Annotated in this window: 18 protein-coding genes and 1 other annotated feature; of the genes, 11 read left to right on the top strand and 7 right to left on the bottom strand. The window is 47.4% G+C overall.

Annotated elements, in window-relative coordinates; translation table 11 throughout:
• The first annotated feature begins 149 nt into the window (after window positions 1-149).
• The 8 genes from HP548_RS15905 (at window position 150) to HP548_RS15940 (ending at window position 10,562) form a co-directional block, all read left to right on the top strand.
• On the top strand, window positions 150-1,466 hold the full coding sequence (locus HP548_RS15905) for a stalk domain-containing protein (RefSeq protein WP_175382190.1): 1,317 nt from the start codon (window positions 150-152) through the stop codon (window positions 1,464-1,466).
• 255 nt (window positions 1,467-1,721) lie between these two features.
• Window positions 1,722-3,509, top strand: a complete 1,788-nt coding sequence (locus tag HP548_RS15910) for a cache domain-containing sensor histidine kinase (protein WP_076292269.1) — start codon at window positions 1,722-1,724, stop codon at window positions 3,507-3,509.
• Window positions 3,484-5,037: a response regulator transcription factor gene (locus HP548_RS15915; RefSeq protein ID WP_175382191.1), complete on the top strand. Its 1,554-nt coding sequence runs from the start codon at window positions 3,484-3,486 to the stop codon at window positions 5,035-5,037. The genes HP548_RS15910 and HP548_RS15915 overlap by 26 nt, the downstream gene beginning before the upstream one ends.
• Window positions 5,038-5,258: 221 nt before the next feature.
• Entirely contained in the window at window positions 5,259-6,542 is a 1,284-nt protein-coding gene (locus HP548_RS15920; protein ID WP_099858739.1) for an ABC transporter substrate-binding protein, read from the top strand.
• 141 nt (window positions 6,543-6,683) lie between these two features.
• On the top strand, window positions 6,684-7,586 hold the full coding sequence (locus HP548_RS15925; protein ID WP_099858738.1) for a carbohydrate ABC transporter permease: 903 nt from the start codon (window positions 6,684-6,686) through the stop codon (window positions 7,584-7,586).
• Between the two features lie 2 nt (window positions 7,587-7,588).
• Window positions 7,589-8,428, top strand: coding sequence for a carbohydrate ABC transporter permease (locus HP548_RS15930; protein WP_024633028.1), 840 nt, complete (start codon window positions 7,589-7,591; stop codon window positions 8,426-8,428).
• A 176-nt stretch (window positions 8,429-8,604) separates the two neighbouring features.
• Window positions 8,605-9,729, top strand: a complete 1,125-nt coding sequence (locus tag HP548_RS15935; RefSeq protein WP_409347660.1) for a rhamnogalacturonan acetylesterase — start codon at window positions 8,605-8,607, stop codon at window positions 9,727-9,729.
• A 422-nt stretch (window positions 9,730-10,151) separates the two neighbouring features.
• On the top strand, window positions 10,152-10,562 hold the full coding sequence (locus tag HP548_RS15940; protein ID WP_076292213.1) for a sensory rhodopsin transducer: 411 nt from the start codon (window positions 10,152-10,154) through the stop codon (window positions 10,560-10,562).
• Between the two features lie 72 nt (window positions 10,563-10,634).
• Here HP548_RS15940 and HP548_RS15945 read toward each other — a convergent pair whose 3' ends face one another.
• From HP548_RS15945 to HP548_RS15965, 5 genes are all read right to left on the bottom strand, one after another.
• Window positions 10,635-11,792, bottom strand: a complete 1,158-nt coding sequence (locus HP548_RS15945; RefSeq protein ID WP_175382192.1) for a Ger(x)C family spore germination protein — start codon at window positions 11,790-11,792, stop codon at window positions 10,635-10,637.
• Window positions 11,789-13,258 (bottom strand): spore germination protein, encoded by a 1,470-nt coding sequence (locus HP548_RS15950; protein WP_175382193.1) that lies wholly within the window; start codon window positions 13,256-13,258, stop codon window positions 11,789-11,791. The genes HP548_RS15945 and HP548_RS15950 overlap by 4 nt, the downstream gene beginning before the upstream one ends.
• Window positions 13,239-14,345: a GerAB/ArcD/ProY family transporter gene (locus tag HP548_RS15955; RefSeq protein WP_175382194.1), complete on the bottom strand. Its 1,107-nt coding sequence runs from the start codon at window positions 14,343-14,345 to the stop codon at window positions 13,239-13,241. The genes HP548_RS15950 and HP548_RS15955 overlap by 20 nt, the downstream gene beginning before the upstream one ends.
• A gap of 69 nt (window positions 14,346-14,414) precedes the next feature.
• Complete coding sequence (gene trpS, locus HP548_RS15960) at window positions 14,415-15,407, bottom strand: tryptophan--tRNA ligase (protein ID WP_076292217.1); 993 nt, start codon at window positions 15,405-15,407, stop codon at window positions 14,415-14,417.
• Between the two features lie 343 nt (window positions 15,408-15,750).
• Window positions 15,751-16,054: a binding site (T-box leader), on the bottom strand.
• A gap of 27 nt (window positions 16,055-16,081) precedes the next feature.
• A complete protein-coding gene (locus HP548_RS15965) occupies window positions 16,082-17,017 on the bottom strand; it encodes a DMT family transporter (RefSeq protein ID WP_076292218.1) in 936 nt (311 codons plus the stop codon).
• A gap of 177 nt (window positions 17,018-17,194) precedes the next feature.
• Between HP548_RS15965 and HP548_RS15970 the strand changes: the two genes are divergently transcribed.
• Window positions 17,195-18,589 (top strand): aminotransferase-like domain-containing protein, encoded by a 1,395-nt coding sequence (locus HP548_RS15970; protein WP_175382195.1) that lies wholly within the window; start codon window positions 17,195-17,197, stop codon window positions 18,587-18,589.
• Window positions 18,590-18,675: 86 nt separating this feature from the next.
• On the opposite strand, the gene HP548_RS15975 is transcribed toward HP548_RS15970, so the two are convergent.
• Together HP548_RS15975 and HP548_RS15980 are read right to left on the bottom strand one after the other, a co-directional pair.
• A complete protein-coding gene (locus tag HP548_RS15975) occupies window positions 18,676-19,995 on the bottom strand; it encodes a glutamate-1-semialdehyde 2,1-aminomutase (protein WP_175382196.1) in 1,320 nt (439 codons plus the stop codon).
• Window positions 19,996-20,075: 80 nt separating this feature from the next.
• A complete protein-coding gene (locus HP548_RS15980; protein ID WP_076292221.1) occupies window positions 20,076-21,119 on the bottom strand; it encodes an LCP family protein in 1,044 nt (347 codons plus the stop codon).
• Window positions 21,120-21,323: 204 nt separating this feature from the next.
• On the opposite strand from HP548_RS15980, the gene HP548_RS15985 reads away from it, so the two are divergent.
• Both HP548_RS15985 and HP548_RS15990 read left to right on the top strand, forming a co-directional pair.
• The gene (locus HP548_RS15985; protein ID WP_063568167.1) at window positions 21,324-22,370 is read left to right on the top strand and encodes an ABC transporter ATP-binding protein; all 1,047 of its coding nucleotides are present in this window, start codon (window positions 21,324-21,326) and stop codon (window positions 22,368-22,370) included.
• Window position 22,371: 1 nt separating this feature from the next.
• Window positions 22,372-23,166: an ABC transporter permease gene (locus HP548_RS15990; protein WP_163761541.1), complete on the top strand. Its 795-nt coding sequence runs from the start codon at window positions 22,372-22,374 to the stop codon at window positions 23,164-23,166.
• The last annotated feature ends 3 nt before the right edge of the window (window positions 23,167-23,169 follow it).

Here is a 23,169-nt window from a genome sequence, read left to right on the forward strand (position 1 = left end):
CTGTTTTTCGTGCGGGTAGGGGTGCAGACGACAACACCCCTTTAATAATGTTAGAATAGAGTTACACGAACTTCTGTCATCGAAGTGAAGAGTGTAATATGTAATTATATTTTATTATATAGATACGAGAAAAAAGGAGTGTTCTAAGAATGAAGCGTAGACGCATATGGAGAAGTACCGCCGCGGGATTAACGGCAAGTATGCTGGCAGGGATGCTGATTTTGGCATCATCCGCACAGTCTGCTCATGCTGCAGATAGCAATACGTTACCAGCGGGAAGCGTAACATCATCGTTGCCTTTACAGAAAGATGCGGTAGCGGTAACCAAGGATTTCCGCCTCGTCACATTGGGGGATTCCATCACTGTAGGGTATGAGCCGAACCTGAAAGAACTGCCATACGGTTATGTAGAACGGTTGCAGGAACAAGGTCTGCTTCACGGACGTACTCAGGTGGACAACTATGGTATTGCCGGATTGAAGAGCAGTGGTTTGAAAAACTTTGCAGATGCGATTAAAGAAGGGAAAGCGCTCACTTCCGAAGCTATTCAGCCGAGCCTTCCTGATCCAAGAGCGGCACAAGTTGGAGCCAATATTGCGGCCATCCGGGAGAGTGTTGCTGGAGCTAATCTCGTTGCCATCACGATCGGAGGTAACGATGTATCCGAGTTGCTCGGTTCAGCAGATAAGTTGAGTGATGCAGAACTGGAAGCCAAAGTGAAGGAATTGCTATCTTCTTATACAGCCAATGTTAGCGCAGTTATCAATGATATTCATGAGATTAATCCTAATGCCAAAATCGTAATCGCAGACCAGTACCAACCTATGCCTGAAGTAGCTGGCAAAGCGCTCTATGCGAAACTGATGGAAGCTTCCCAAGGGTTTACTGCGACCATTGATGGAATTGCGACTGAATTTTCCGCTAAAGGGATTGATGTAAAAGTAGCTCATGTCGCCAAGGAGTTTGTTGGCGGTGAAGGCACGATGACTCATATGATTAAGGACCGCGATTTCCACCCGAATCAGTTCGGATATGAAGCGATTGCCCAAGTATTCGCAGAAACAATCTGGGGCGATTACACCAAACTGACGGCTCCTGCTGCAGGCCAACCGATGAATATCATCGTCAGTGGTAAAACGCTGGATACACCGTACAAACCAATTAACCGCAATGGTAAGAACTTTGTGGCGATCCAGGATATCGTGAATGCCGTTGGCGCAACCACGGTATGGGATAACAAAACCTCAACCGCAACGATTACATACGGAGATCGGAAGGTTGCTGTTAAGATTGGTGCAACGGCTGTTCAGGTGAATGGTGCATCCGTAGCCGTGGATACACCCGCATTCCTGAGCAAGGTGGGTACAGAATCCAAAACGTATGTACCTCTCGCCATGGTAGCCGAGGGTCTTGGCTTTGATGTCCAGTATGTAGCCAAGTTAAAAACGGTATTTGTAAATCCATAACAATAAGTAGTACTTTTATACACTATTTAGCATGATATCGAACAGCCAGATTCCTTGATCTTTTCAGGGAAACTGGCTGTTTTTGCGTCTGTTTTCATGCAAGTACAAAGAGACACACCTTCGAAAATGACCTAAAATGTTGCATAAATATGACTTGTCATCTGACCATGGATGTGTAAATATGAAAATAACTTACAGTAGATCGAAAACAGTTTCGAATGACAGCACCCTTCGCGAGCCAAAGGAGCGCTTTGGATGAGTAGAATTAAAAACGCTTTCACGAAATTACCAATTCATCATAAAACCATTCTCCTCATTGGATTACTGATGATGATCAGCTTCACATTCTATGTATCTGTCTTGGGGTATGTGTTCGGTATTTATGACCGACAAATCTATGAGAAATCTTCACAGGTGCTTAATATGTCTTCGGTGGGCATCGAGAACCAACTGCGTGAGATCTCTAATCTATCCTTCAAGGTTATGTCTGACGAGCCTCTTCAGCAATATCTACTTCAGTTGGATAAGGCTGAATCAGGATATGAGAAAAATGGCTTGCGCAAAAAAATTACCAACAGACTGGTGGCATATGCAGGTTCAGAGAAATACGTCTATTCCATGATCTTTATCGATAATGATAATAATATTATGGCAGCTGGAAACCGTGAAGGGATCTCCGAGAAGAAGCAAAAAGAATTGGTTGCTTTGGGACAGCAATATTCAGGCTCCAATGCCTGGTACACAGGCGGGGACCAACAAGCCAGATTACTGTCGGTTAGACAGGTAAAGTCTTTTACCGGTGGAGCATTCACGCTGGAAAAGCTGGGTACTCTGGTTATTCGTGTACGACTGGATCGAATTGTTCAGGATCAGATGCAGCACCCGGCGGAGGATTCACAGCTATTAATTACAGATGGCCGGGAAGTAATCTACCCAACAGAGTCGACGGTCAGTAAATCTGAAATTGAGTCTGAGCTAAAGCGCACTCAGCCTTATGGGATAGCCATGTTTGAGCAGGGAAGAAATTTCGTCGCCCGTGCGAATTCTCCGTATACCAATTGGGTGTATCTGTACATGACGCCCTTTGACCAAATGTTTAAGCAGATCCAGTTTGTCAAACAGCTGGTGACTGTTATTTTTATCATGATATTCCTGGCGGCGCTTATATTTGGAGCCAAGTTTTCTCGCAGCATTACACAGCCCATCGCCCAGTTGATCAAGAAGATGCGCAATATTGAAAAAGGCGATCTGGATAAGCTGGAGGAAGCAGCGCTGGGCAATGTCCCAGCATCTTCTCAAAACGAGGTGGGGTTGCTGCATCGCACGTTCAAGATGATGGTACAGCGTATACGCGAACTCATTGACGAGAATTATGCGAAGCAACTCGTGATCCGAGAGACCGAATTGAAAGCGCTTCAGGCTCAGATTAATCCACATTTTCTATATAACACACTGGAATCAATCAACTGGCTTGCCAAAGTGCAGAAGCAGCATCAAATCTCCGAAATGGTTGAGGCTCTCGGATTTCTGCTGCGAAGCTCAGTGAACATGTCCGAGAAGTGGATTACTTTGGAAAGGGAACTGGATATTGTCCGCAGTTATGTGACGATCCAGCACACGCGATTCGAGGAAAGACTTGATTTTGACATGGATATTGCGCCTGAAGTGGGCACTGCACGCATTCCGAAGTTAACCCTGCAGCCATTGGTAGAGAACGCCATTCATTATGCATTGGAGCCAAGCATAGAACCTTGCCGTATTCGGATTCGGGCGAGAGCAGACGGAGACAACGTTGTAATTGAGGTGGAGGACGATGGTCCGGGTATGACTCCCGAATTTCTGGAGCAATTGCAAGAGGGACGCGTACAGACGAGGGGACAGGGGATCGGACTGTCGAACATCAAAGAACGGATCAGATTGACCTTCGGCGAAGAAGGCGAAATGATCATGAGCAGCAATCCCGGATCAGGGACCGTAGTATCGATCAGAATACCTTGGATTAGAGAGGACGATGACGATGTACAAAGTGATGCTCGTAGATGATGAACGTGTCATTCTGGAGGGGATTTCGCAAGTCGTGGATTGGGCTGCAGCGGGAACGGAACTGGTGGATACCGCGAGAAACGGAATTGAAGCACTGGATAAAATCGGTCATTCCAGACCGGATATTATCATTACAGATATTTCAATGCCTGGCCTGGATGGTCTTGGACTCATTGAAAAAGCTTCCGAAGCTTATCCTGGACTTCGCTTTATCATGTTGTCTGGCTACAAAGAGTTCGAATACGCTCGCCGGGCCATGCAATATGGAGTGAAACATTATCTGCTCAAACCGTGTAACGAGAACCAGATTCACGATGCCTTGTCCGAGTTGCTTCAAGAACACCAGGATGCCCAGGTAAAGGAACATGTCGCCGGAGAGATGAAACAGCGGCTGCAGCGAGTGCTACCACATGTCAAGGAGCAGTTCCTGCTGGAGTTTATGACGAACCAAACCTATGGTCCGGTTGATTTGGAGTATTATCAGGAGCTGTTTGATCTGGAGCTGGAGGATAACGAAGTTCGGCTGCTGCTGTTCCGGATTGCGGATGAACATGATTATAGTCATCTATTTGCAATCAAAAACATTGCCAGTGATCTGCTGCCACATGTTCTGTTAAGCACTACCATTGAAGGCAAACTGTTAATTTTGCTGGGGGATTCTGCCGATCCGGTTGGTCTGAAGGAGAGCATTGAGGAAGTGCGGGCTGCTTTCACCAGATTATATAAATTGGAAGTTACGGCTGCCCTAAGCGAAGCAGATCGAATGATTCAGTCCCGGCGTTTGTTCCGTGAGGCACTGCAATGCCTGAACCACCGCTTCTTTATCGGCGAAGGCAAGCTGATTACCAAAAGTGATCTGGAGCTGGCCGGGGAATGTGATGGGGTACATGTTGAACAAGACGCAGAGCAGCTCTGTCAGTTGATTAAGTCAGGCAATACGGAAGAAGCTGCAGCTGAAGTGGATCGCCTGTTCGAGCTTTTGTCCGGTCAGCAGCTTGAGATTGGGATTACTCGTTCGTATGTGGTGCAATTGTACTCCGCAATGATTCATGTCTGTCCTCCCGAGGAGGCGACGGAATTTACCCAGCGTATGGCAGAACTGCCCCATATCGACACATTGTCTGGCTTAAAATCCTTTGTCGCCAGCAGCGCAGCCCGGTTAACCTCCGGTTACTACAAAAATCATATTAGCCGTCAGTCTTCTGCCGTAGAGAAGATGATGGATATTGTGGATCGCCACTATGGCGAAGCTGATCTCTCTCTTAATGGGGTTGCCCATCAGATGTTATATATGAATCCGGATTATCTCGGCAAGATATTCAAAAAAGTGACGGGAGAAAACTTCTCCAATTATGTGAATCGTTTACGCATTGAGCGTGCCTGCGACCATATTCGTAGAGGTGGAGATGTGAAGGTTTTTGAGCTTGCCGAATTGTTTGGCTTTGGGGGGAACTCACAATATTTTAGTCAGGTGTTCAAGAAGTGGACCGGCATGACACCTACCGAATTCCGCAGAACTGGCTTATAACAATTGACTGACGATCATCTATTCGATATATGAGGGGGACTAACGGTGCCGATAGAGGTGCAGTTGTCCTCCTCTGTTTTTTGAACCAACAAGACGGTTTTGTGTATTCAACTCTGGTCCGACATTTGCGAAAATGACAATATAAAGTTCGTGAAAGCGTTATCAGAAAGTGGAAGATAACTCGTTCACACAACCATTTCAACATAAAAGGGGAGATTGGCATGGTGAAAAAGGCGATATTCCTGATGATGGCGGCATTGCTGGTATTAACAACGGCATGCAGCAGCAGCGGAGGATCGGGCGAATCATCTGGGGATGGTTCGGTAACACTTCGTATCGCATGGTGGGGATCGGATGCACGTCACGAATATACACAGAAGGTCATTGACTTGTACAAAGAGAAAAACCCGAACGTCAAAATTGATGTGGAATATGCTTCATTCGATGACTACTGGAAAAAGCTCGCTCCACAAGCTGCAGCGAACCAACTGCCGGACATTGTTCAGATGGATATTTCCTACATCAGCCAATATGCACAGAATGGACAGCTCGAAGATCTGTCCCCGTACCTCGGAAACCAGATTAAAGTGGACGATGTATCCGAGAACGTTATCAGCACAGGCGTTATCAACAGCAAACAATATGGAGTACCTGCCGGTGTTAACGTACTGGGTTTCCAGTATGATCCGGCTCTGCTCAAAAAAGCGGGTGTGGATGCCATTCCCGAAAATATGACTTGGGAATCGTATGAAGAGCTTGGCAAACAAACGGCTGCCAAAGGACTCTTTTTGGACGGGGGCGTAGCGCCGGATATCTTCTTCCACTATTTCTTGCGTACCAAAGGATTGTCCCTCTACAATGCTGAAGGAACGGGGCTTGGATATGATGACGACAAACTATTCGTTGAGTTCTTCGGACTCATGCGCCGGATGATCGAGCAGGGTGCAGCGCCTTCCCCGGATCTGGCTAACCAGACGAAAGGTATCATCGAGGAATCCGATTTGGTCAAGGAAAAAGGAGTTGGTATTTGGCAATGGTCCAACCAATTCGTAGCCGTACAACAGGTTGCCAATCGTCCACTGGAATTCGCTCCTATGCCTGGACCTGATATGGAAAAAGGACTTTACATGCAACCAAGTATGTACTGGGCTGTTACTTCGAATTCAAAAGTGAAGGAAGAGGCGGCCAAATTCATCGATTTCTGGGTGAACGATGTGGAAGCTAACAAACTGATCAAAGGCGAGCGCGGTGTGCCGATCTCGGGCAAAATCAAGGAGGCTATCGCTCCTGAGCTGAGTGATGCAACGAAGCAGGTATTTGAATTCGTAGCGGCCATGGAGCCTAAGGCTTCACCAATGAGCCCACCTCCACCAGTAGGTTCACCTGAAGTAATCGCATCTCTTGCGGATGTCGTAGAGGAACTGAACTTTGGTAAGGTTACACCGGAACAAGCAGCAGCGACATTCCGCAAAAATGCCGAGGCGGTTCTTGCCAACAATAAATAACAGTTGAATGATCGCTTGCTCATCCCAATACCGGGATGGACGGGAACAGGGCTACTCGCATAACGCGAGGGCCTTTCCCCGTCCAGTAGCCCGAAGTAAGGCTGTGGTAAGCAAGCAGATCAATAAAGGAGGTTCGTTCCGTTGAGGCAATATTCGTCGTTGCGCAGAAACTTAACCGGGTATGCTTTTATTAGTCCTTTCATCATCGGTTTTCTGGGCTTTACGCTGATTCCGATGTTTGTATCCCTATACATGTCGTTTACGAGTTATAACCTGTTCACCTCTCCGCGGTGGATCGGGCTGGACAACTACACCAAAATGTTCTTTGATGATCCGAAGTACTGGAATTCGGTTAAAGTAACGTTCCTTTATGTGTTTATTGGTGTCCCTCTAAGGCTGGTCTTCGCGCTTTTCGTAGCCATGATCCTGAATACGGGATCCCGTATGGTCGGAACGTATCGTACCTTGTACTACCTACCGTCCATTATCGGTGGTAGTGTGGCCGTGTCGATTATGTGGCGTAACCTTTTCAGTAATGAGGGTGTCATCAACAGTGCATTAACAGCAATCGGAGTCGGGCCAATCAGCTGGTTTGGTGACCCGAATGCGTCTCTCGTTATGCTGATTTCGCTGTCTGTTTGGCAGTTTGGATCTTCCATGCTTATTTTTCTCGCCGGTCTGAAAAATATCTCTCCCGAGATGTACGAAGCAGCAGGTGTGGATGGTGCCAACCCGGTACGCAAATTTTTTGGTATCACCTTACCATTGCTCAGTCCAATCATTCTGTTCAACCTGATTATGCAAACGATCGGTGCATTTATGACCTTCGTACCTGCATATATCATCTCTAAAGGCGAGGGTGGTCCAATGGACGGTACGATGCTTTACTCGCTGTATCTGTTCCGTCAGGCGTTTATGTTTAACAACATGGGTTATGCTTCGGCCATGGCCTGGATCATGCTTATTATGATCGGTATACTCACAGTCGCGGTGTTTCTGACATCCAAGTTCTGGGTGTTTTATGAATCCGAAGGAGGGAAGTAACGATGGTTTGGAGAAATGTGAAATGGCCCATCTATCACCTGTTCGTTGCAGCTTTGGCCCTCCTGATGCTTTATCCCGTTCTATGGATGCTTTTCAGCTCATTCAAAGAAAGTCGTACCATCTTCGTAACTGCCGAGTCCTTGTTCCCTACGGAATGGATCTGGAGTAACTATGCGGATGGCTGGAAAGGCGCAGGCGGAAGACCGTTTATGGATTACATCACCAACTCACTTGTTATTGTGGTCATCTCTACGATTGGTGCCGTGTTATCCTCATCGCTGATCGCCTTTGGTTTTGCCAGACTCAACTTCAAAGGACGTAACTTTTGGTTCTCTCTGATGATGTTGACTCTGATGTTGCCGCATGACGTTGTACTTGTACCCCAATATATTATCTTCACGAAGCTTGGCTGGTTGAATACCATTCTGCCGATCGTTGTACCTACGTTCTTCGGGATGCCATTCTTTATCTTCCTGATGGTTCAGTTCATTCGTACAATTCCGAAAGAGTTGGATGAGGCGGCTACCATTGATGGATGTAACAAGTTCAGACTGTATGTACAGATTATTATGCCGCTCATCAAGTCATCACTCGCAACGGCTGCGATCTTCTCCTTCTACTGGAGATGGGAGGATCTGCTCGGTCCAGTACTGTATCTGAACTCGCCAGATAAATATACGGTCTCCATGGCGCTGAAAATGTTCCTGGACAGTGAGTCTGCCTCCAATTGGGGAGCGATGTTCGCGATGTCCATTGTGAGTCTCGTACCTGTTGTAGCCGTGTTCTTTATTTTCCAGAAACAAATTGTACAGGGCATGAGCACCAGTGGACTGAAAGGATAAACGGTATTCATTCTGGATCCAAACCTGGATTAGCATGTTGAACAAGGAGGTTGTTCTTATTGAATAAGGCCCAGGGTAGTCAGGCCGTTGCCAAGGAGGTAACGGTAGAGGGCGGTAAAGAGGCCGTTACCCATTGGAAGTTCAATTTTGGACCGGACTCTGGCAGTGCAGGTGAGATTGATGGTTATTTGAAAGTATCTGCCAGCACCACATATGAAAAACAGGGGGAATACGGTTTTGAATCCGGCTCCCTTGTGTATGAGAAGCAACGGATAAGTGAAGACGGAGTATCGGATACCAGTCGGACAAACAACGGCAAACAAGGGCAGGCCAATGTGTCTGCCCGATTGCGTTCAAGCTTTTGTATTCCACTCAAGGCATCTTTCATCATTGAAGTTCCCGATGGAACCTATCAGGTTTTGTTAACTGCAGGGGATGACTTTGCGGAGACGATCACCCGAGTCAAAGCCGGAGAGGGAAGATTGATGCTGCCAACCATACGTACACTTCCTGGGCAATGTGCAGAGGTTCGATTCTCGGTTGTGGTTCGTGGCGGGAAGCTCCGACTATCCTTCTCCGGTCCTGCACCACGGATTAATGCATTGGAGATCACGCTTGCCAATCAAACGATGACAGTATTTCTCGCTGGTGATTCTACAGTGACAGATCAGCCGGAAAGTGGATATCCATACTGTGGCTGGGGGCAGCTGTTACCCGCACAGTTCAAACATGATGTTGCTGTGGATAATCATGCCCAGTCTGGACGCAGTTCCCGAAGCTTTATCAATGAAGGCAGATTGGATGCCATTCTGGAGAAGATGAAACCGGAAGATTTTCTGTTTATTCAATTTGGACATAACGATGAGAAGCCGGACCCTGACCGGGGAACGGAGCCTTTCACAACATATAAGGAATATCTGAAAAAGTATATCGATGCCGCCCGCGAAGCTAAGGCTCATCCGGTGCTCGTGACACCCGTGCATCGGCGCTATTTCGCTGATGACGGAACATTGACCGACACCCATGGCGATTATATCGTCGCCGTGCGTGAGCTGGCAAAAGAGGAAGGGGTACCGCTGATCGATCTGGCTGAGCGAAGCCGCATTCTGTTCGAGCAAGCGGGCATTGAAGGCAGCAAGGAGGACTTCATGTGGGTGATGCCGGGTGAGTACGTGAACTTCCCAGCAGGCGTGGAGGATAACACGCATTTTCAGGAGCGCGGTGCCCGCCGCCTCGCCATGCAGGTAGCGGAAACCATCCGCGAGCTGCGACTACAGCCGCTGCAAATGTATTTGAGGTGAGGGAGCAATAGTAGAGGACCCAATTTCACTCTAAAGAGGGCTAATAACCGCAGGATTTTAAGTCCTGTGCGTCTGTGAATGTGTAAACCTCATTGCTAAATGAATGACAAACAATTTTCACTATACCATAATAGCGAGTTAACGAAGTAACGAGCAAAGTTGCTTTTAAGTTGCCCCGCGAGCATAGCGAAGGAAATAAGCCTTTAAATTAGCCAAGGCGAGCGTTGCAGCGAAGGAGGGCGGAATCGGAGCAGAGGGAGCGAAGCGTCCGCCTTTGGAGCGGGATTTCCCCTGCTGAAGTGGAAATGAGAAGAAATCCCGAGCCAACAGCGGCCCACAGCCCGATTCGCCCGCCGAAGCGTCTGCCTCGCGAGCCTCCCGTGCGTTTAACTAATTATTGCATTAGCAAAGGAGGATTATTAATGGCACAGGATCAGACAAACACTTCAGCACATAAAATATCTTCCACTGCGACAGGTCACACCTATTGGGTGATTCCCGATGGTTACATTCCACCGGACAGCTCGGGCTCACTGGAGAGTCACGAGAGCATCTGTGTATTAAATACAGGCACAGTGGATGCACAGCTACAAATAACGATCTATTTTGAAGATAGGGAACCGCTCGAAGACATCGTGGCTGAAGTACCTGCGCGGAGAACAAAGCATATTCGGACGGCTTCGTTGAGATCGGGTGAACAACTTGTTCCTCCGGGAGTACCCTATGCCATTACCGTCGCCAGCAATGTTCCTGTTATCGTACAGTACAGTCGTTTGGATACCACTCAGCCTGAACTGGCACTCATGAGTGTTATGGCGTTTCCACTGGGATAACATGTGAATCATAAAATGAAAAGACGATAAGTAACCTTGCATGGACTGCAGGCTACTTATCGTCTTTTTGCGTTACTCATCGTATTTATACGTACTGGCATTGAGGATTTTCACATGAACCTCCACATTACCGAGTTTAAACCCCTCCAGTGGATTAGTCCTTTTATATACCGCTTGTCTCCATAAAGGGAGATCATGACGATATAGATGTTCCACAAAACCGTAGGAATCAACTTTGCGTGATTTGGTTTTTTCAAACGTATTGCGGATTTCGGACTCAATCTGTTTCTCCGCTGCCTTTTCCATGACATGGGGAGAACGATGAGAGTCATGATCCTCGATGATGGCGCCTTTAACCGAAGTAATCAAGTCAAATGTAACACCGTTTCCTTCTTTCCTCGCCTTAATCTTGGTCTTTGGGTTATTAAGCCTAAGCGTCAGCTCCGGCATTTTGCTCCCGTTGCTGTATACGTACAATGGATATTGATAGACGCGGTCATAATTCACGAATCGTGTGCCATCAGCGTCCTTACCCGTAACCCTGCCTTGATTTTTACCGTTTGAAATGACGTAAAACCCATCCATTCTAATCAGCGGGGGTGTTTCATCCCCGTTATACCAGGTCTGGTTCTGATTGGTAATGGACGGCAAAAGAATAACGGAAGCAGGCTCCCGAAATCCGTCAAGGAGCTGATGTAGCCGGATGGGTTCATAACCGGAATGTTGCTTGTACAGCTTCATAGGTTCAAACAGCTCGATCGTCTGGGCGGATTGGTTCAGCAGGGCAGAGGGAGAGAGTACATCTGTAATGTTATGCTCTGTACCGTAGAGCCAAGGGGTATATCTCAGTTGGCCTGAATGCAACAGTGTATTGAAGACATCCTCCAGTCGTCCATTCAACACATTTTTGGATAAAACAATCGCTTTTACATGGGTCCACAGCGTTTGTTGCTGAGAAGTTTGATATAGGTCATCAATAGCCATACTCAGCGTAGAACCCTCACCCCGTCCGATCCAGATATCACTTGCTTGCCTTGAAGTTGGCCCTTCCTGTTTGGCAATACTGGAGAAATCAATGAGCTGAGCGTAAGCAACGTATTGGTTGTCTACATAATCTATTCCTACAGCCGTGATAAAGTTAATGCTCTGAACCTCTTTGGAATCCCAGCACCCGGTCAACAGGATAAAGCAGCTTATAAGCAAGCTAACCTTAGCCATCCATCTTGTCACGAGCGTTTCCTCCGGCGAGTGGAATCCTGGGTATGGAGTACGGCTGGGCGCTTGGTTCGTTTCATGGAAGGGGGCATGGATACGGCTTGGGTGAAGTCGCCGGGTATATAAGGAGAGACGGGTGACAGGTATGAGACACCATAACACTCCAAGGATACGAGGTGCACCAGCAGACCAAGCAGTCCAATCATGAAACCGAATAACCCAAGAATGGAAGAAATGACTAGCATCCCAATCCGGACTTGAGCAGTAGCCCCACTGAGCACGGTATTCACCAGAATATAACTGGAGATCACCGAGATAGCGACCGTGACTATGATTGTGGGAGAAGTAATTCCTGCTCGAATAGCTGCATCTCCAATAATAAGTCCACCTACGACGCTGACGGTTTGTCCCAAGGCACGTGGGAGTCGGCGTCCAGCTTCATTAAATAGCTCGAACATAAATATCATCAAAAATGCTTCCAGCGTTACTGGCATGGGTAGACCCATCCGCGTACCTGAAATGGTTGCCAGCAGGGGCAAGGGGATCTGCTCCACATTGAAACTGGTCAGGCCAATATAAAAGGCAGGAAAGAAACAAGCAATCAATAATCCGGAAATGCGCAAAATTCGCTCAAAAGTAACGATGAAAAAGGGGGTACTCTCGTCTTCCGGCGATTTTAGCTGATTAAACAGAGTGGTTGGAGCGATAATGGCTACCGGTGAACCTTCAATGAGAACCACAAATCGCCCATTTAAAAGAGAGTCCACGACATAATCGGGTCGCTCCGTATTATCCGTGAGTGGGAAGATACTGCGAATTCCCCCCATAATTGCACGTTCCATAATAGAGGTACCGAGAATGCCATCGATTTCAATTTGGTCGAGATTCTTGCGTGCTTCTTTCAGAATATCCGGGTTAATGATGTCTTTGACATACAACAGACCAATAGAGGTCTGGGTACGACCACCTTTAACATATTTCTCATAACACATGGAAGAGGTTTTCATTCGTTTGCGAATGAGGCCGATATTTACGGACAGCTCTTCAGTAAATCCGTCCCGAGGTCCTTTAATCGATGACTCGATTGCTGACTCCTCAGGGTTTCTTCCTGGTATACTCGCGATATCTAGACTGCAGGACTGATCACCATTTCCGAAAATAAGCAGTAATTGTCCACTAAAAATCAGCAGATTTAAATTCTCTGTATCTGTAAGATCTTCTATTGGATTCAAGGTTAATCCCAATTCTTTGGGGTGTGCTTCTTCTATGAACAGAGAATGCTGTTCCAGCCGTGGGATAATAAACTGGTTGATTTGTTTACCGTCCACCAAACCATCGCAATAAAGCATAATTACCGACATATCGGCTTCATCTTTGGCTGGAAAGGTCTGAATAACAACATCTGCGCAGGGATCAAACTGCTCTTCGAAAGAGGCAAGCAGTGTTTCATGGGACGTGGTGTCAATCGTTTGGTGCTCCATGATGTTTCCTCCTCTGATGGCGTGAACTGATGTATGCAACTGCTGTTGCAACTACCGCTAGTCCGCTCAGATACATGAGATTGAACGGGAATATGTACTGGACAAGCAGATTTTCGAATGTCATATCATCCAGAGGATACAGCATGGAAAGAATAAATAAGACGCCAAGAGTGGCACAACATATGATCCTTCTGGAGGCGCTCTTAATATTCCAAATTTCTACTACAATATACATGGCCAGACTAATCCGGGTGAAAGAACCGGCGAGCCATTGGTAAATGGAAAAGAAATCAGTCTGGGCAATATATTTGCCCAAGGAGGCAATTCGCCATTCTTCAAAGGCCGGATAACGCATTTTGGCAGCTTCGAAAGGGTCGAATTCCACGATTGCCCCAATAAGTGGGCCAAGGGTTAGACCAAGAATAATTGATGCGAGCATCAGGTATTGCCATACACGTATCCGCTTGGAGAGGTGGGGCTGCAAGTACCAGATGAACAGCAACTCAAACAAGCCTGAAAGGCTGTAGACTGTGCCATGAAGTACGGGATGCCAGCCATGTTCAAGCACAGGCAACAGACGGCTGTAATCCTTGTATTGTGTGTTAACGATAGCGACATAGAAGCCAAGCAACACAACCAAGGGCAGGATCAATCCTGCTGTAAAAGCCAGAGAGCGTACCCCTTTGTAGGCCGCATAGGCACAGAGAGACATCAGGGCAATGCTTGTAACCAATATTGGCGTCTCCGTCAGATAATTGGTTTTGGCCCAAGTGGTGGTATCATGAAGAGTGAAGTAGATCACGGACAGAAAAAAGAGGCTGTTTCCCACCCGAAACAGCATGCCAAGAGGCTTGCCAAGATGGGAAGTCAGCCATTCATGCAGGGTTTGGTGCTGGAGAAAACGAGAGACATACGAAAGCATCAGAGTGAATATAAGATAAGGTCCTGCGGACAACAGAACGGATATCCATGCATCCCTTTTGGCTGAAGACAAAAGGGCAGGGATAATCAGGACGTGGCTGATCAGGCCGACAGATAACATCATTAACATCATGGCTTGCAAAAAAGAAGGCTGTGTTGGTTTCATGCTGAGGGGACCTCTTTTCCCAATATACTGTTCTCAGCAGTGTTAACGTGAACAAGCCTTCTCATACTGTCAGTCGAAATAACGTATTCCCATTGCTTCACGAACCTCTAGCATTGTCTCACGTGCAGCTTGACGGGCCTGACGTGTGCCTTCCACGAGGATTTCTTTCACTTCATGCCCACGGTGTTCATAGTAATTTCGCCGTTCACGGAAAGGGGAGAGCAGTTCGTTAATCGCAGTACCTGCAATCTTTTTGCAATCCTTGCAACCAATGGTGCCATTACTACAGTTCGCATGAATCTCAGCAGCCTCATCCTTTCGAAACAGCTGGTGATAGGCAAACACCGGACAAATATCCGGATGTCCCGGATCAGAACGATGAATGCGTGCAGGGTCGGTTTTCGCCTTGGACAGCTTGGCATACACATCATCAGGATGAGCATTCAACGAGATGGCGTTGCCCATACTTTTGCTCATTTTGCCCACGCCATCCAGTCCGCCCAGCCGTTCTCCGGTCAGAATACGTGGTTCAGGCAGAACTGGGGAATATAATTCATTGAACCTCCGTACCAGTTTCCGCGCTGTTTCGATATGTGGGATCTGGTCTTCTCCCGCTGGAACAAGGGTTGCTTTGCAGAACGCAATATCCGCAGCTTGGCTGACGGGATATCCAAGAAATCCGTAATAGAGATCCTTATAACCACGATCACGCGCCTCGTTTTTTATCGTAGGATTATGCCGAAGACTGTTCACCGTGACAAACATGGAGAAAATGACAGTTAGCTCGGCAATTTCCGGAATCATCGACTGGATGAACAGAGTGGCTTTATTGGGATCGATACCTACGGCAAGATAATCAAGTGTCACTTGATGCACGCTGTCTGCAATCAGCCCCGGTTGGTCATAGTGGGTCGTGAGCGCCTGTACATCAGCCAGTAAAATATACGTTTTGTACTCATCCTGCAATTGCACCCGACTGCGCAGGCTGCCCACGTAATGGCCGAGATGAAGCTGTCCGGTTGTCCGGTCTCCGGTTAAAATAATGTCTTTGTTCTTGTTCATGGTTTATTCTCCTTTGATGTTGTGATTTTGCGATCCATAATTGCTGACGCCACCAGCCGTCTTCCACGACCATCACCTCCTTTCAGCCTGCATCTTTCTCAAGTCGAACTAAAGATTATTTACACTTGTCACTTCGATGACAGAACAACCTTCCGATCGCTGTTATCCCCTGATTTTTTGATACACTTTTACAAAGGTGAAATCTGGGGATAAAGGCGAACACTCCGCTTCTTCAGGTTATTTCTGTCCTCTCCGTTCTTGTGTAAATGTTGAGTTGTACTAATAAAGAAATTAAATCAAAAAAAGCCTCGTCCTTCATCCTGTTTCCCAGACGGGAACAGAATAGAAGGACGAAGCTTATGCTTCGCGGTGCCACCTTAATTGGCCGCTGGTTGCGGCCCACTTGAGGGATACGGATAAATATATGCGGAAAGCTCACATATGCCTTATCGATATCCTGTCCATGGATAACGGCTGAACATGCCGCCTTGCCTACTGACGATCCGCGCTCCTGAGTACAGGTGGCAGAACGGGTTCAACTCGGAACTCCGAAGCCCATTTCCACATGACCGATACACCTGCTCACACCATCCGCCGGCTCTCTGAGGTATCCTGTCCTGTGTACTTCTCTTCATCATTGTTGATAACGTCCGTTTACAATTTTTCACATTGTATCATGCTTTATCTGGATTGACCAGCCCACGTTTTCTTCCGCTCATATTGGTGCCAAGTACACCAGCGATGATCAGCAGGGCTCCAACAAAGTGGTATCCATACACTGGTTCATGCAATATCCAGGCTCCGCCAGCAATCGAAATGAGCGTGGACAAATTACTGAATACACTCATTTTGGAAGCTTCCAGATGAGTCAGGGCATAACTCGCCAGCAGCGTGGAGAACATGGTGGAGAGGACGGCCAGATAGGCCAGTGCTCCTAGGTAAGATGCATCTCCGAGCGGCTTCACATAATCCACCATGGTTCCGCTCGACGCGTGACGAATCAGGGAAGCTGCGTTGAAGACGATAAATCCAACCATCAGGGTCACCCAGGTCAATTCCATCGGTTTATATTTCTGCGCCAAGGGTCTTGCCAATACACCATAACCTGCAAAACACACTGTGGAGAGCAGCAATAAAGCAATACCTTTAAAATTGCCTGCCGACATCCCGCTTCCTTTCATCAAGAAAATAAAGATCACACCCGCCACGGACAACAGTAGAAACAGTTTTTGCAAAAGGGATGTACGTTCTTTTAGAAAGATAGAGGCCAACACAAGTGTGAAAACGGGGGCCATCGCCTGGATAATCCCTGCTTCCGATGAGTTGGACGAGACTAACCCGAATGCCTGAAAGGCAAAAAACAAAACAGGAGAGAGCAGCCCGAGCGGAATGATACGCCACAGATCACGAAGGGTTAGCTTGATCTTGATCCATCCAAAAATAACAGGAATGCTGACTACAAGTAACGACAAGGCAAAACGGTGTGCCAATACATCAATTGGATGTGCGACACTTACCGTCATTTTAACGAATAAAAAGGATAAACCAATAATGGCTGCATATAAAACAGCTGCTACATATGCATATGTTCTAGTCTGGCTATTGTTCATAGGGTTTCCTCCAATAATACGGTTTTTCTTTATTACTTCAACGGCGCATATGTTGCTGCGTACGCTGTCTGACCTTATTCAATATACTGCCAGACCAATAGTGGTACAATAGACAAAAACGTATACTGTACCGGTACACTTAAAGTAATGCTGAAGTCGGAGGAGAGGCAGAATCCAATGAGAAAATACGAAATTATTGCTGAATCACTTAAGCAATGGATTCAGGACCAATTGCGCCAGCAGAACAGTGGACAATGGCAGGATAAAGGCATCAAACTGCCGGCTGTGCGTGTTCTGGCTGAGCAATATCAATGTAGCGTAAGTACAGCCATACGCGCGTACGAGTGGCTGGAAGAACGCCATCTGGTCTACGCGGTGCCTCAGTCCGGATATTATGCGGTACAGAATGGAGCCGAAGTGGAGGATGGGGAATGGCAGGGTCCAATGGATTTTGCCTCCGCAGCTCCTGATCCGCGAGTATTCCCTTATTCCGATTTTCGCCATTGTGTGGATCAGGCTATGGAGAAGAAACAGGCGGATTTGTTTTTGTATGGAACTGAGAGAGGCTTACCTTCATTAATTGATCTGCTGCAGAAGCAATTCGCCGATTATCAGGTGTTTGCCCGGAATGAGCAGTTCTTTATTACGTCAGGGGTGCAGCAGGCCCTTGCTGTGCTGGCGCTAATGCCTTTTCCGAATGGGAAAAAGCAGGTGATGCTGGAACTGCCGGGTTATCATAATATGCCTTCGCTTCTACAAGGTCTGAATGTACCGATTGCTGGGGTCAGACGCTCTCTTGGTGGCCTAGATTGGGACACGCTCGAACGACAGTTTCGCGAAGAAGACATCAAATTTTTTTATGTTATGCCGCGTTTTCACAACCCGATTGGGACTTCCCTGACGTCAGCTGAGAAGAAAAAATTGATCAGGTTGGCGCAGCGTTATGATGTCTATCTGGTAGAGGATGATTTCTTGGCTGATCTGGGAGAGAACACGAAGCAGGACCCGTTATGGTCATATGATACGGAAGGGCGAGTCATTTATCTGAAAAGTTACTCCAAAATCCTGTTTCCCGGCCTGCGGATTGGCGTGGCTATTTTGCCTGCAAGTCTTACTGCATCGTTTAGTAAATACAAAAAAATGCTCGACATTGACACCGCGGTACTATCCCAGGCAGCACTTGAGGTCTATATCCGTAACGGGATGTTTGCCCACCATGGCAAAGTCATCCGCAGCCGCTATGCTGCCCGGATGAACAAATTGTATCAACAACTTAATGCCTTCCCAGACTTCGGCCCATTTGCGAATGCACCGCGTACTGGAGGGGAGCATACGGTTCTGCCGCTGCCTAAGGATATGCCGCTCAGGGTCTTGCTGTCCCGGTTGGACCAACGGGGAGTCATTGCCGATACAACAGAACGATATTATCCGGAAGGCGCACAGGAAATATATCAGGACAAAATGCTGCGGTTAAATATATCCAATGTTCCAAAGCAGCGGATCAAGGAAGGGCTGCGGATTATCCGTGAGGAAATAGTGAAACTGCAAAAGGCGTCCACACAAGCGGATTAATCGCTTGTGGGACGCCTTATTTCATGTGAATGTGATTAATTTCAGTAACATTCTATGCTGCGACGTGTGAATTGTTAGATAACGATCTACGCCTGAGCCATAGCTTTGAAGGAAGCTTCTGCGGCTTCGAGTGTTTCCGCAACATCCTTGTCCGTATGTGCAGTAGTCAGGAACCAGGCTTCATATTTGGAAGGAGCCAGATTAATGCCACGATTCAGCATATGACGGAAGAAGGAAGCGAACTGTTCACCGTCGGTATCCTGGGCTTGATCATAGTTCGTAATCGGGTGGTCACAGAAGTGGGTGGAAAATGCACCACGAATTCGGTTAATGGTTAATGCAATGCCATGACGATCCGCAGAAGCCTGAAGGCCTGTTGTCAGATCAATCGCAAGACGTTCCATTTCCGCATATACACCTTCGCCTTGCAGGACTTCCAGACAAGCGATACCCGCAGAGATAGACGCAGGGTTACCAGCCATTGTTCCGGCTTGATAGGCAGGGCCGAGTGGAGCAACCTGCTCCATAACCTGTTTACGACCGCCGTAAGCACCGATTGGCAGACCGCCGCCGATAATTTTACCAAGTGCAGTCAGATCCGGTTCGATCTCCGAATGATTGTCCAGTCCAGCGTAAGTCTGTGTAGAGCCATAGTGGAAACGGAAGGCTGTAATGACCTCATCGTAAATGACGAGCGAGCCGTTGTCCCGAGTCATGGCACAGAGTCCTTCCAGGAAGCCAGGTTCTGGCATAACCATACCGAAGTTGCCGACAATCGGTTCAACCATGACTGCGGCGACATCATCGCCCCAACGCTCCAGAGCTGCTTTCAGGCTGTCCAGATCGTTGAAAGGTACCGTGATGACTTCGTGCGCAATGCTCGTTGGAATGCCTGCACTGTCGGGAATACCCAGCGTGGAAGGCCCCGAACCTGCTGCCACAAGGACCAAGTCAGAGTGACCGTGGTAACATCCAGCAAATTTCACAATTTTATTACGTTTGGTGTAGGCGCGGGCAACCCGGATGGTAGTCATGACTGCTTCTGTACCGGAGTTTACAAAACGAACCTTGTCCATTGAAGGAATGGCTTCTTTCAGCATTTTAGCGAGCTTGATCTCAAGTTCCGTAGGCGTACCGTACAGCACACCGTTTGCTGCTGCCTCGGTAATCGCCTGGGTAATATGAGGGTGAGCATGTCCTGTAACAATCGGGCCGTAGGCCGCGAGATAATCGATATATCGGTTGTCGTCGACATCCCAGAAGTGCGCTCCTTGCGCCTTTTTCATAAAGACAGGTGCACCGCCACCCACTGCTTTGAATGAACGGGAGGGGCTGTTGACACCTCCGACAATATGTTGAAGTGCTTCTTCGTATAGAAGCTCGGAACGGGAACGTGATGAATTCATAAGATAACTTCCTTTCATATTAGATAAACAAAACACAGCGAGAGGGCAGCATATGGGCTGCCCTCTTCGTGTGCACTTCATTACTGTGCAGGTTGCTTGGAATCTTGTTCGTCACCACTTGCCGTTTTGTCTTCGGCTCCGGTAGTACTGTCTTCTTCTTGAACAGGAGGGTGAATGATATCTTGAATATATTGCTTGAGTTTTTCCTCATTGGTTACCGACAGCACCTCAGCTCCGCCTGGGGTACGTTCTTCCTTGAGCATTTTCATTGGCGGAATCTGCTCGCTGCCGTTCATGCTACTCTGATATCCAAGTCCGCCCAGCTTCCACATGTCGGAGAGGGTCAGATTGGTATCTACATAAGGATTTACTTCTTCCAGAATGGAAGGTAGTTTGGCAATCGTTGTTGTTGACTGCATTTTCGCTGCTACTGCTTTCAGGAATTCGCGCTGCCGTTCGGAACGGGCATAATCCGACATGGCATCATGACGGAAACGAACGTACATGAGAGCTGTATTTCCATCCAAATGCTGGTAGCCTTTTTTCAAATCAATATCGTATTCATTATTGTCTGCTTTACTTGTATAGTGCATGTCCTTCTCTACGTCAAAATCCACACCGCCAACGGCATCCACCAATTTGATGAATCCTTGGAAATCGGTATACACATAATACTGTACAGGGATACCCAAGAGGTCTCCGGCAGCTTTCATTGCCACGTTGGGACCATGGGTGATAGCAGTATTGATGCGTTCCTTGCCATACCCGTCAATGTTGACGTATGTGTCGCGCAGAATGGAGAATAGATTGATTTTTTTGGTGAGTGGGTCTAGCGAAACGACCATCATGCTGTCAGAACGAGGAACTTCCCCCTTCTCCAGCCCGCGGGCATCAACACCCATAACGAGAATATTTACCGTTTCGGTGCCTTCCCATTTCGGAGGATCCGGTGTACTTACTTTTTCAACATTTTCGATACCGGCAAACGGCGATTCATCGCCTTCCTTTTGCAAGCCATTCAACTGATTGAGAATAGAACCGAAATAAAATGCCGCAGCGCCTCCAACAATCAGCACGAAGGCGGCAAGAGAAATCCATATGGTTCTCTTCGTCTTTCTGGTCATGCTAGCTCTCCTTTGTATTCAAAATAAATGAAGATGAGTCCAATTTGATCTAGCCTAGGCTTTCCGTACACGACATATCTGTGAGATGCAACAGAGGACGCGGCCTCAGACTATTTTTTAAAGCTTGCTGAATTTTGACTGATACTATTATAATTTCTTTTTGGGCTACAAGCAATTTCAACAAAATCCAAGTGAGGTATAATCATGCTGGCGATTGATGTCAAAGATTTACGCAAGTCGTTTAGCGTCCAGAAAAGTCGAGGAGGACTTAAGGGCGCATTCCAGGATCTGTTTGCACGTCAATACCAGGAGGTCTTGGCTGTAAATGATATTTCATTTCAAATTCCGCAAGGCGAAATATGCGGATATATTGGGGAGAACGGTGCCGGTAAATCAACAACGATTAAGATGTTGACCGGCATTTTGGTGCCTACATCAGGGCAAATATCGGTTGGTGGCTATGTTCCGTATCAGGAACGTGAGAAGTTTGTACAGAATATTGGTGTCGTTTTTGGTCAACGCAGCCAACTCTGGTGGGATATCGGTGTCATTGAGTCCTTCCATCTGTTGCGCAAGGTGTATCGAGTAGGTGAGGTCGATTTCCGCAAACGTCTAGATGAATTGGTTGAGCGGTTACAGCTTCAGGATCTGCTGAACCGCCCGGTACGCAAGCTCAGTCTTGGACAGCGTATGCGCTGTGAGCTGGTTGCTGCGCTGCTCCATAATCCGGATATTGTGTTTCTGGATGAGCCAACCATAGGTCTGGATATTGTTGTGAAGTCGGAAATCCGCGAATTCCTGAAAGACATGAATAAGGAACACGGGACAACCATTTTGCTGACAACCCACGATCTGCAGGACATCGAAGCTTTATGTTCAAGAGTTATTATGCTCGATGCGGGCAATATCATCTATGATGGCGGGTTGGATCATCTAAAATCCCAGTGGGGTAAAGAACGGGAAATCCGGTTCAAGTTTGGTACGGCTCACCCCATGGAACAAATGCTGGAATGGACAGCTGCTCTTCCTGTTCGCTGGACGGTGGAGAACGAACTGTCCGCTTCGGTCTGGATTCCACTTGAACTCAACGTATCGGATGTGCTGGGACGTGTCGTTGGACAGGCAGATATTACCGATATTCAGATTATTGAGATTAACACGGATGAGATCGTGCGCAGTATTTACCAATCCGGTTCAGCCGAGCGTCCCGAGATTGTGGGAGCAAAGAATGAAGCGGTGGGTGTATCCTAACATGAATAGTGCATTTTTTGATTTTATGCGCATCCGGTTCCTGACGATGCTTGCATACCGGGTGAATTATTATTCCGGCATTTTGATATATACGCTGAATATCGGCGTGTATTACTTTACGTGGCAAGCCATTTACGGCAGTAGTGGTGAATTGGGTGGTTTTACGGCAGCTCAGATGACGACATATGTGGCTGTATCGTGGATGGCGCGTGCGTTTTATTTTAACAACCTGGACCGGGAAATAGCCGCAGACATTCGGGATGGCTCCATTGCCATTCAATTCATAAGACCGATCAACTATGTCATGGTCAAAATGATGCAGGGGCTGGGCGAAGGTATCTTCCGTTTCCTGCTGCTCATGATTCCTGGAATGCTCATTGCCATTCTGTTGTTTCCGGTTGAACTGCCTACGGCGCCGTCCGCGTGGATTGGCTTTCTGGTTATGCTGTTCTTCAGTTTCCTCATTAACTCCCAGATTAATGTCATTACGGGACTGGCCGCATTTTTTGTGGAAAACAATGAAGGTATGATGCGCATGAAACGCGTTGTGGTTGATCTGTTTTCAGGTCTGATCATTCCAATCAGCCTCTATCCGGGCTGGATGTCTTCAGTAATGAAAGTATTGCCTTTTCAGGCCATTACGTATCTGCCCGGTTCCGTTTTCACCGGAAGAGTGGAAGGCACAGGCATCTGGAGCGTACTCGGTATTCAGGTGTTCTGGTTTGTCATACTGCTCATTCCGATGATGCTGATCTGGCGTCAGGCGCGCAAGCGTCTGTTCGTGCAAGGAGGATAACAG

The organism is Paenibacillus taichungensis (assembly GCF_013359905.1).
GTDB lineage: Bacteria > Bacillota > Bacilli > Paenibacillales > Paenibacillaceae > Paenibacillus > Paenibacillus taichungensis.

What these genes read in the sequence shown, in the direction of transcription:
- HP548_RS15905 (WP_175382190.1), top strand. Translation starts at nt 150, where the DNA reads ATGAAGCGTAGACGCATATGGAGAAGTACCGCCGCGGGATTAACGGCA.
- HP548_RS15910 (WP_076292269.1), top strand. Translation starts at nt 1,722, where the DNA reads ATGAGTAGAATTAAAAACGCTTTCACGAAATTACCAATTCATCATAAA.
- HP548_RS15915 (WP_175382191.1), top strand. Translation starts at nt 3,484, where the DNA reads ATGTACAAAGTGATGCTCGTAGATGATGAACGTGTCATTCTGGAGGGG.
- HP548_RS15920 (WP_099858739.1), top strand. Translation starts at nt 5,259, where the DNA reads ATGGTGAAAAAGGCGATATTCCTGATGATGGCGGCATTGCTGGTATTA.
- HP548_RS15930 (WP_024633028.1), top strand. Translation starts at nt 7,589, where the DNA reads ATGGTTTGGAGAAATGTGAAATGGCCCATCTATCACCTGTTCGTTGCA.
- HP548_RS15940 (WP_076292213.1), top strand. Translation starts at nt 10,152, where the DNA reads ATGGCACAGGATCAGACAAACACTTCAGCACATAAAATATCTTCCACT.
- HP548_RS15950 (WP_175382193.1), bottom strand. Translation starts at nt 13,258, where the DNA reads ATGGAGCACCAAACGATTGACACCACGTCCCATGAAACACTGCTTGCC.
- HP548_RS15955 (WP_175382194.1), bottom strand. Translation starts at nt 14,345, where the DNA reads ATGAAACCAACACAGCCTTCTTTTTTGCAAGCCATGATGTTAATGATG.
- trpS (WP_076292217.1), bottom strand. Translation starts at nt 15,407, where the DNA reads ATGAACAAGAACAAAGACATTATTTTAACCGGAGACCGGACAACCGGA.
- HP548_RS15965 (WP_076292218.1), bottom strand. Translation starts at nt 17,017, where the DNA reads ATGAACAATAGCCAGACTAGAACATATGCATATGTAGCAGCTGTTTTA.
- HP548_RS15970 (WP_175382195.1), top strand. Translation starts at nt 17,195, where the DNA reads ATGAGAAAATACGAAATTATTGCTGAATCACTTAAGCAATGGATTCAG.
- HP548_RS15975 (WP_175382196.1), bottom strand. Translation starts at nt 19,995, where the DNA reads ATGAATTCATCACGTTCCCGTTCCGAGCTTCTATACGAAGAAGCACTT.
- HP548_RS15980 (WP_076292221.1), bottom strand. Translation starts at nt 21,119, where the DNA reads ATGACCAGAAAGACGAAGAGAACCATATGGATTTCTCTTGCCGCCTTC.
- HP548_RS15985 (WP_063568167.1), top strand. Translation starts at nt 21,324, where the DNA reads ATGCTGGCGATTGATGTCAAAGATTTACGCAAGTCGTTTAGCGTCCAG.
- HP548_RS15990 (WP_163761541.1), top strand. Translation starts at nt 22,372, where the DNA reads ATGAATAGTGCATTTTTTGATTTTATGCGCATCCGGTTCCTGACGATG.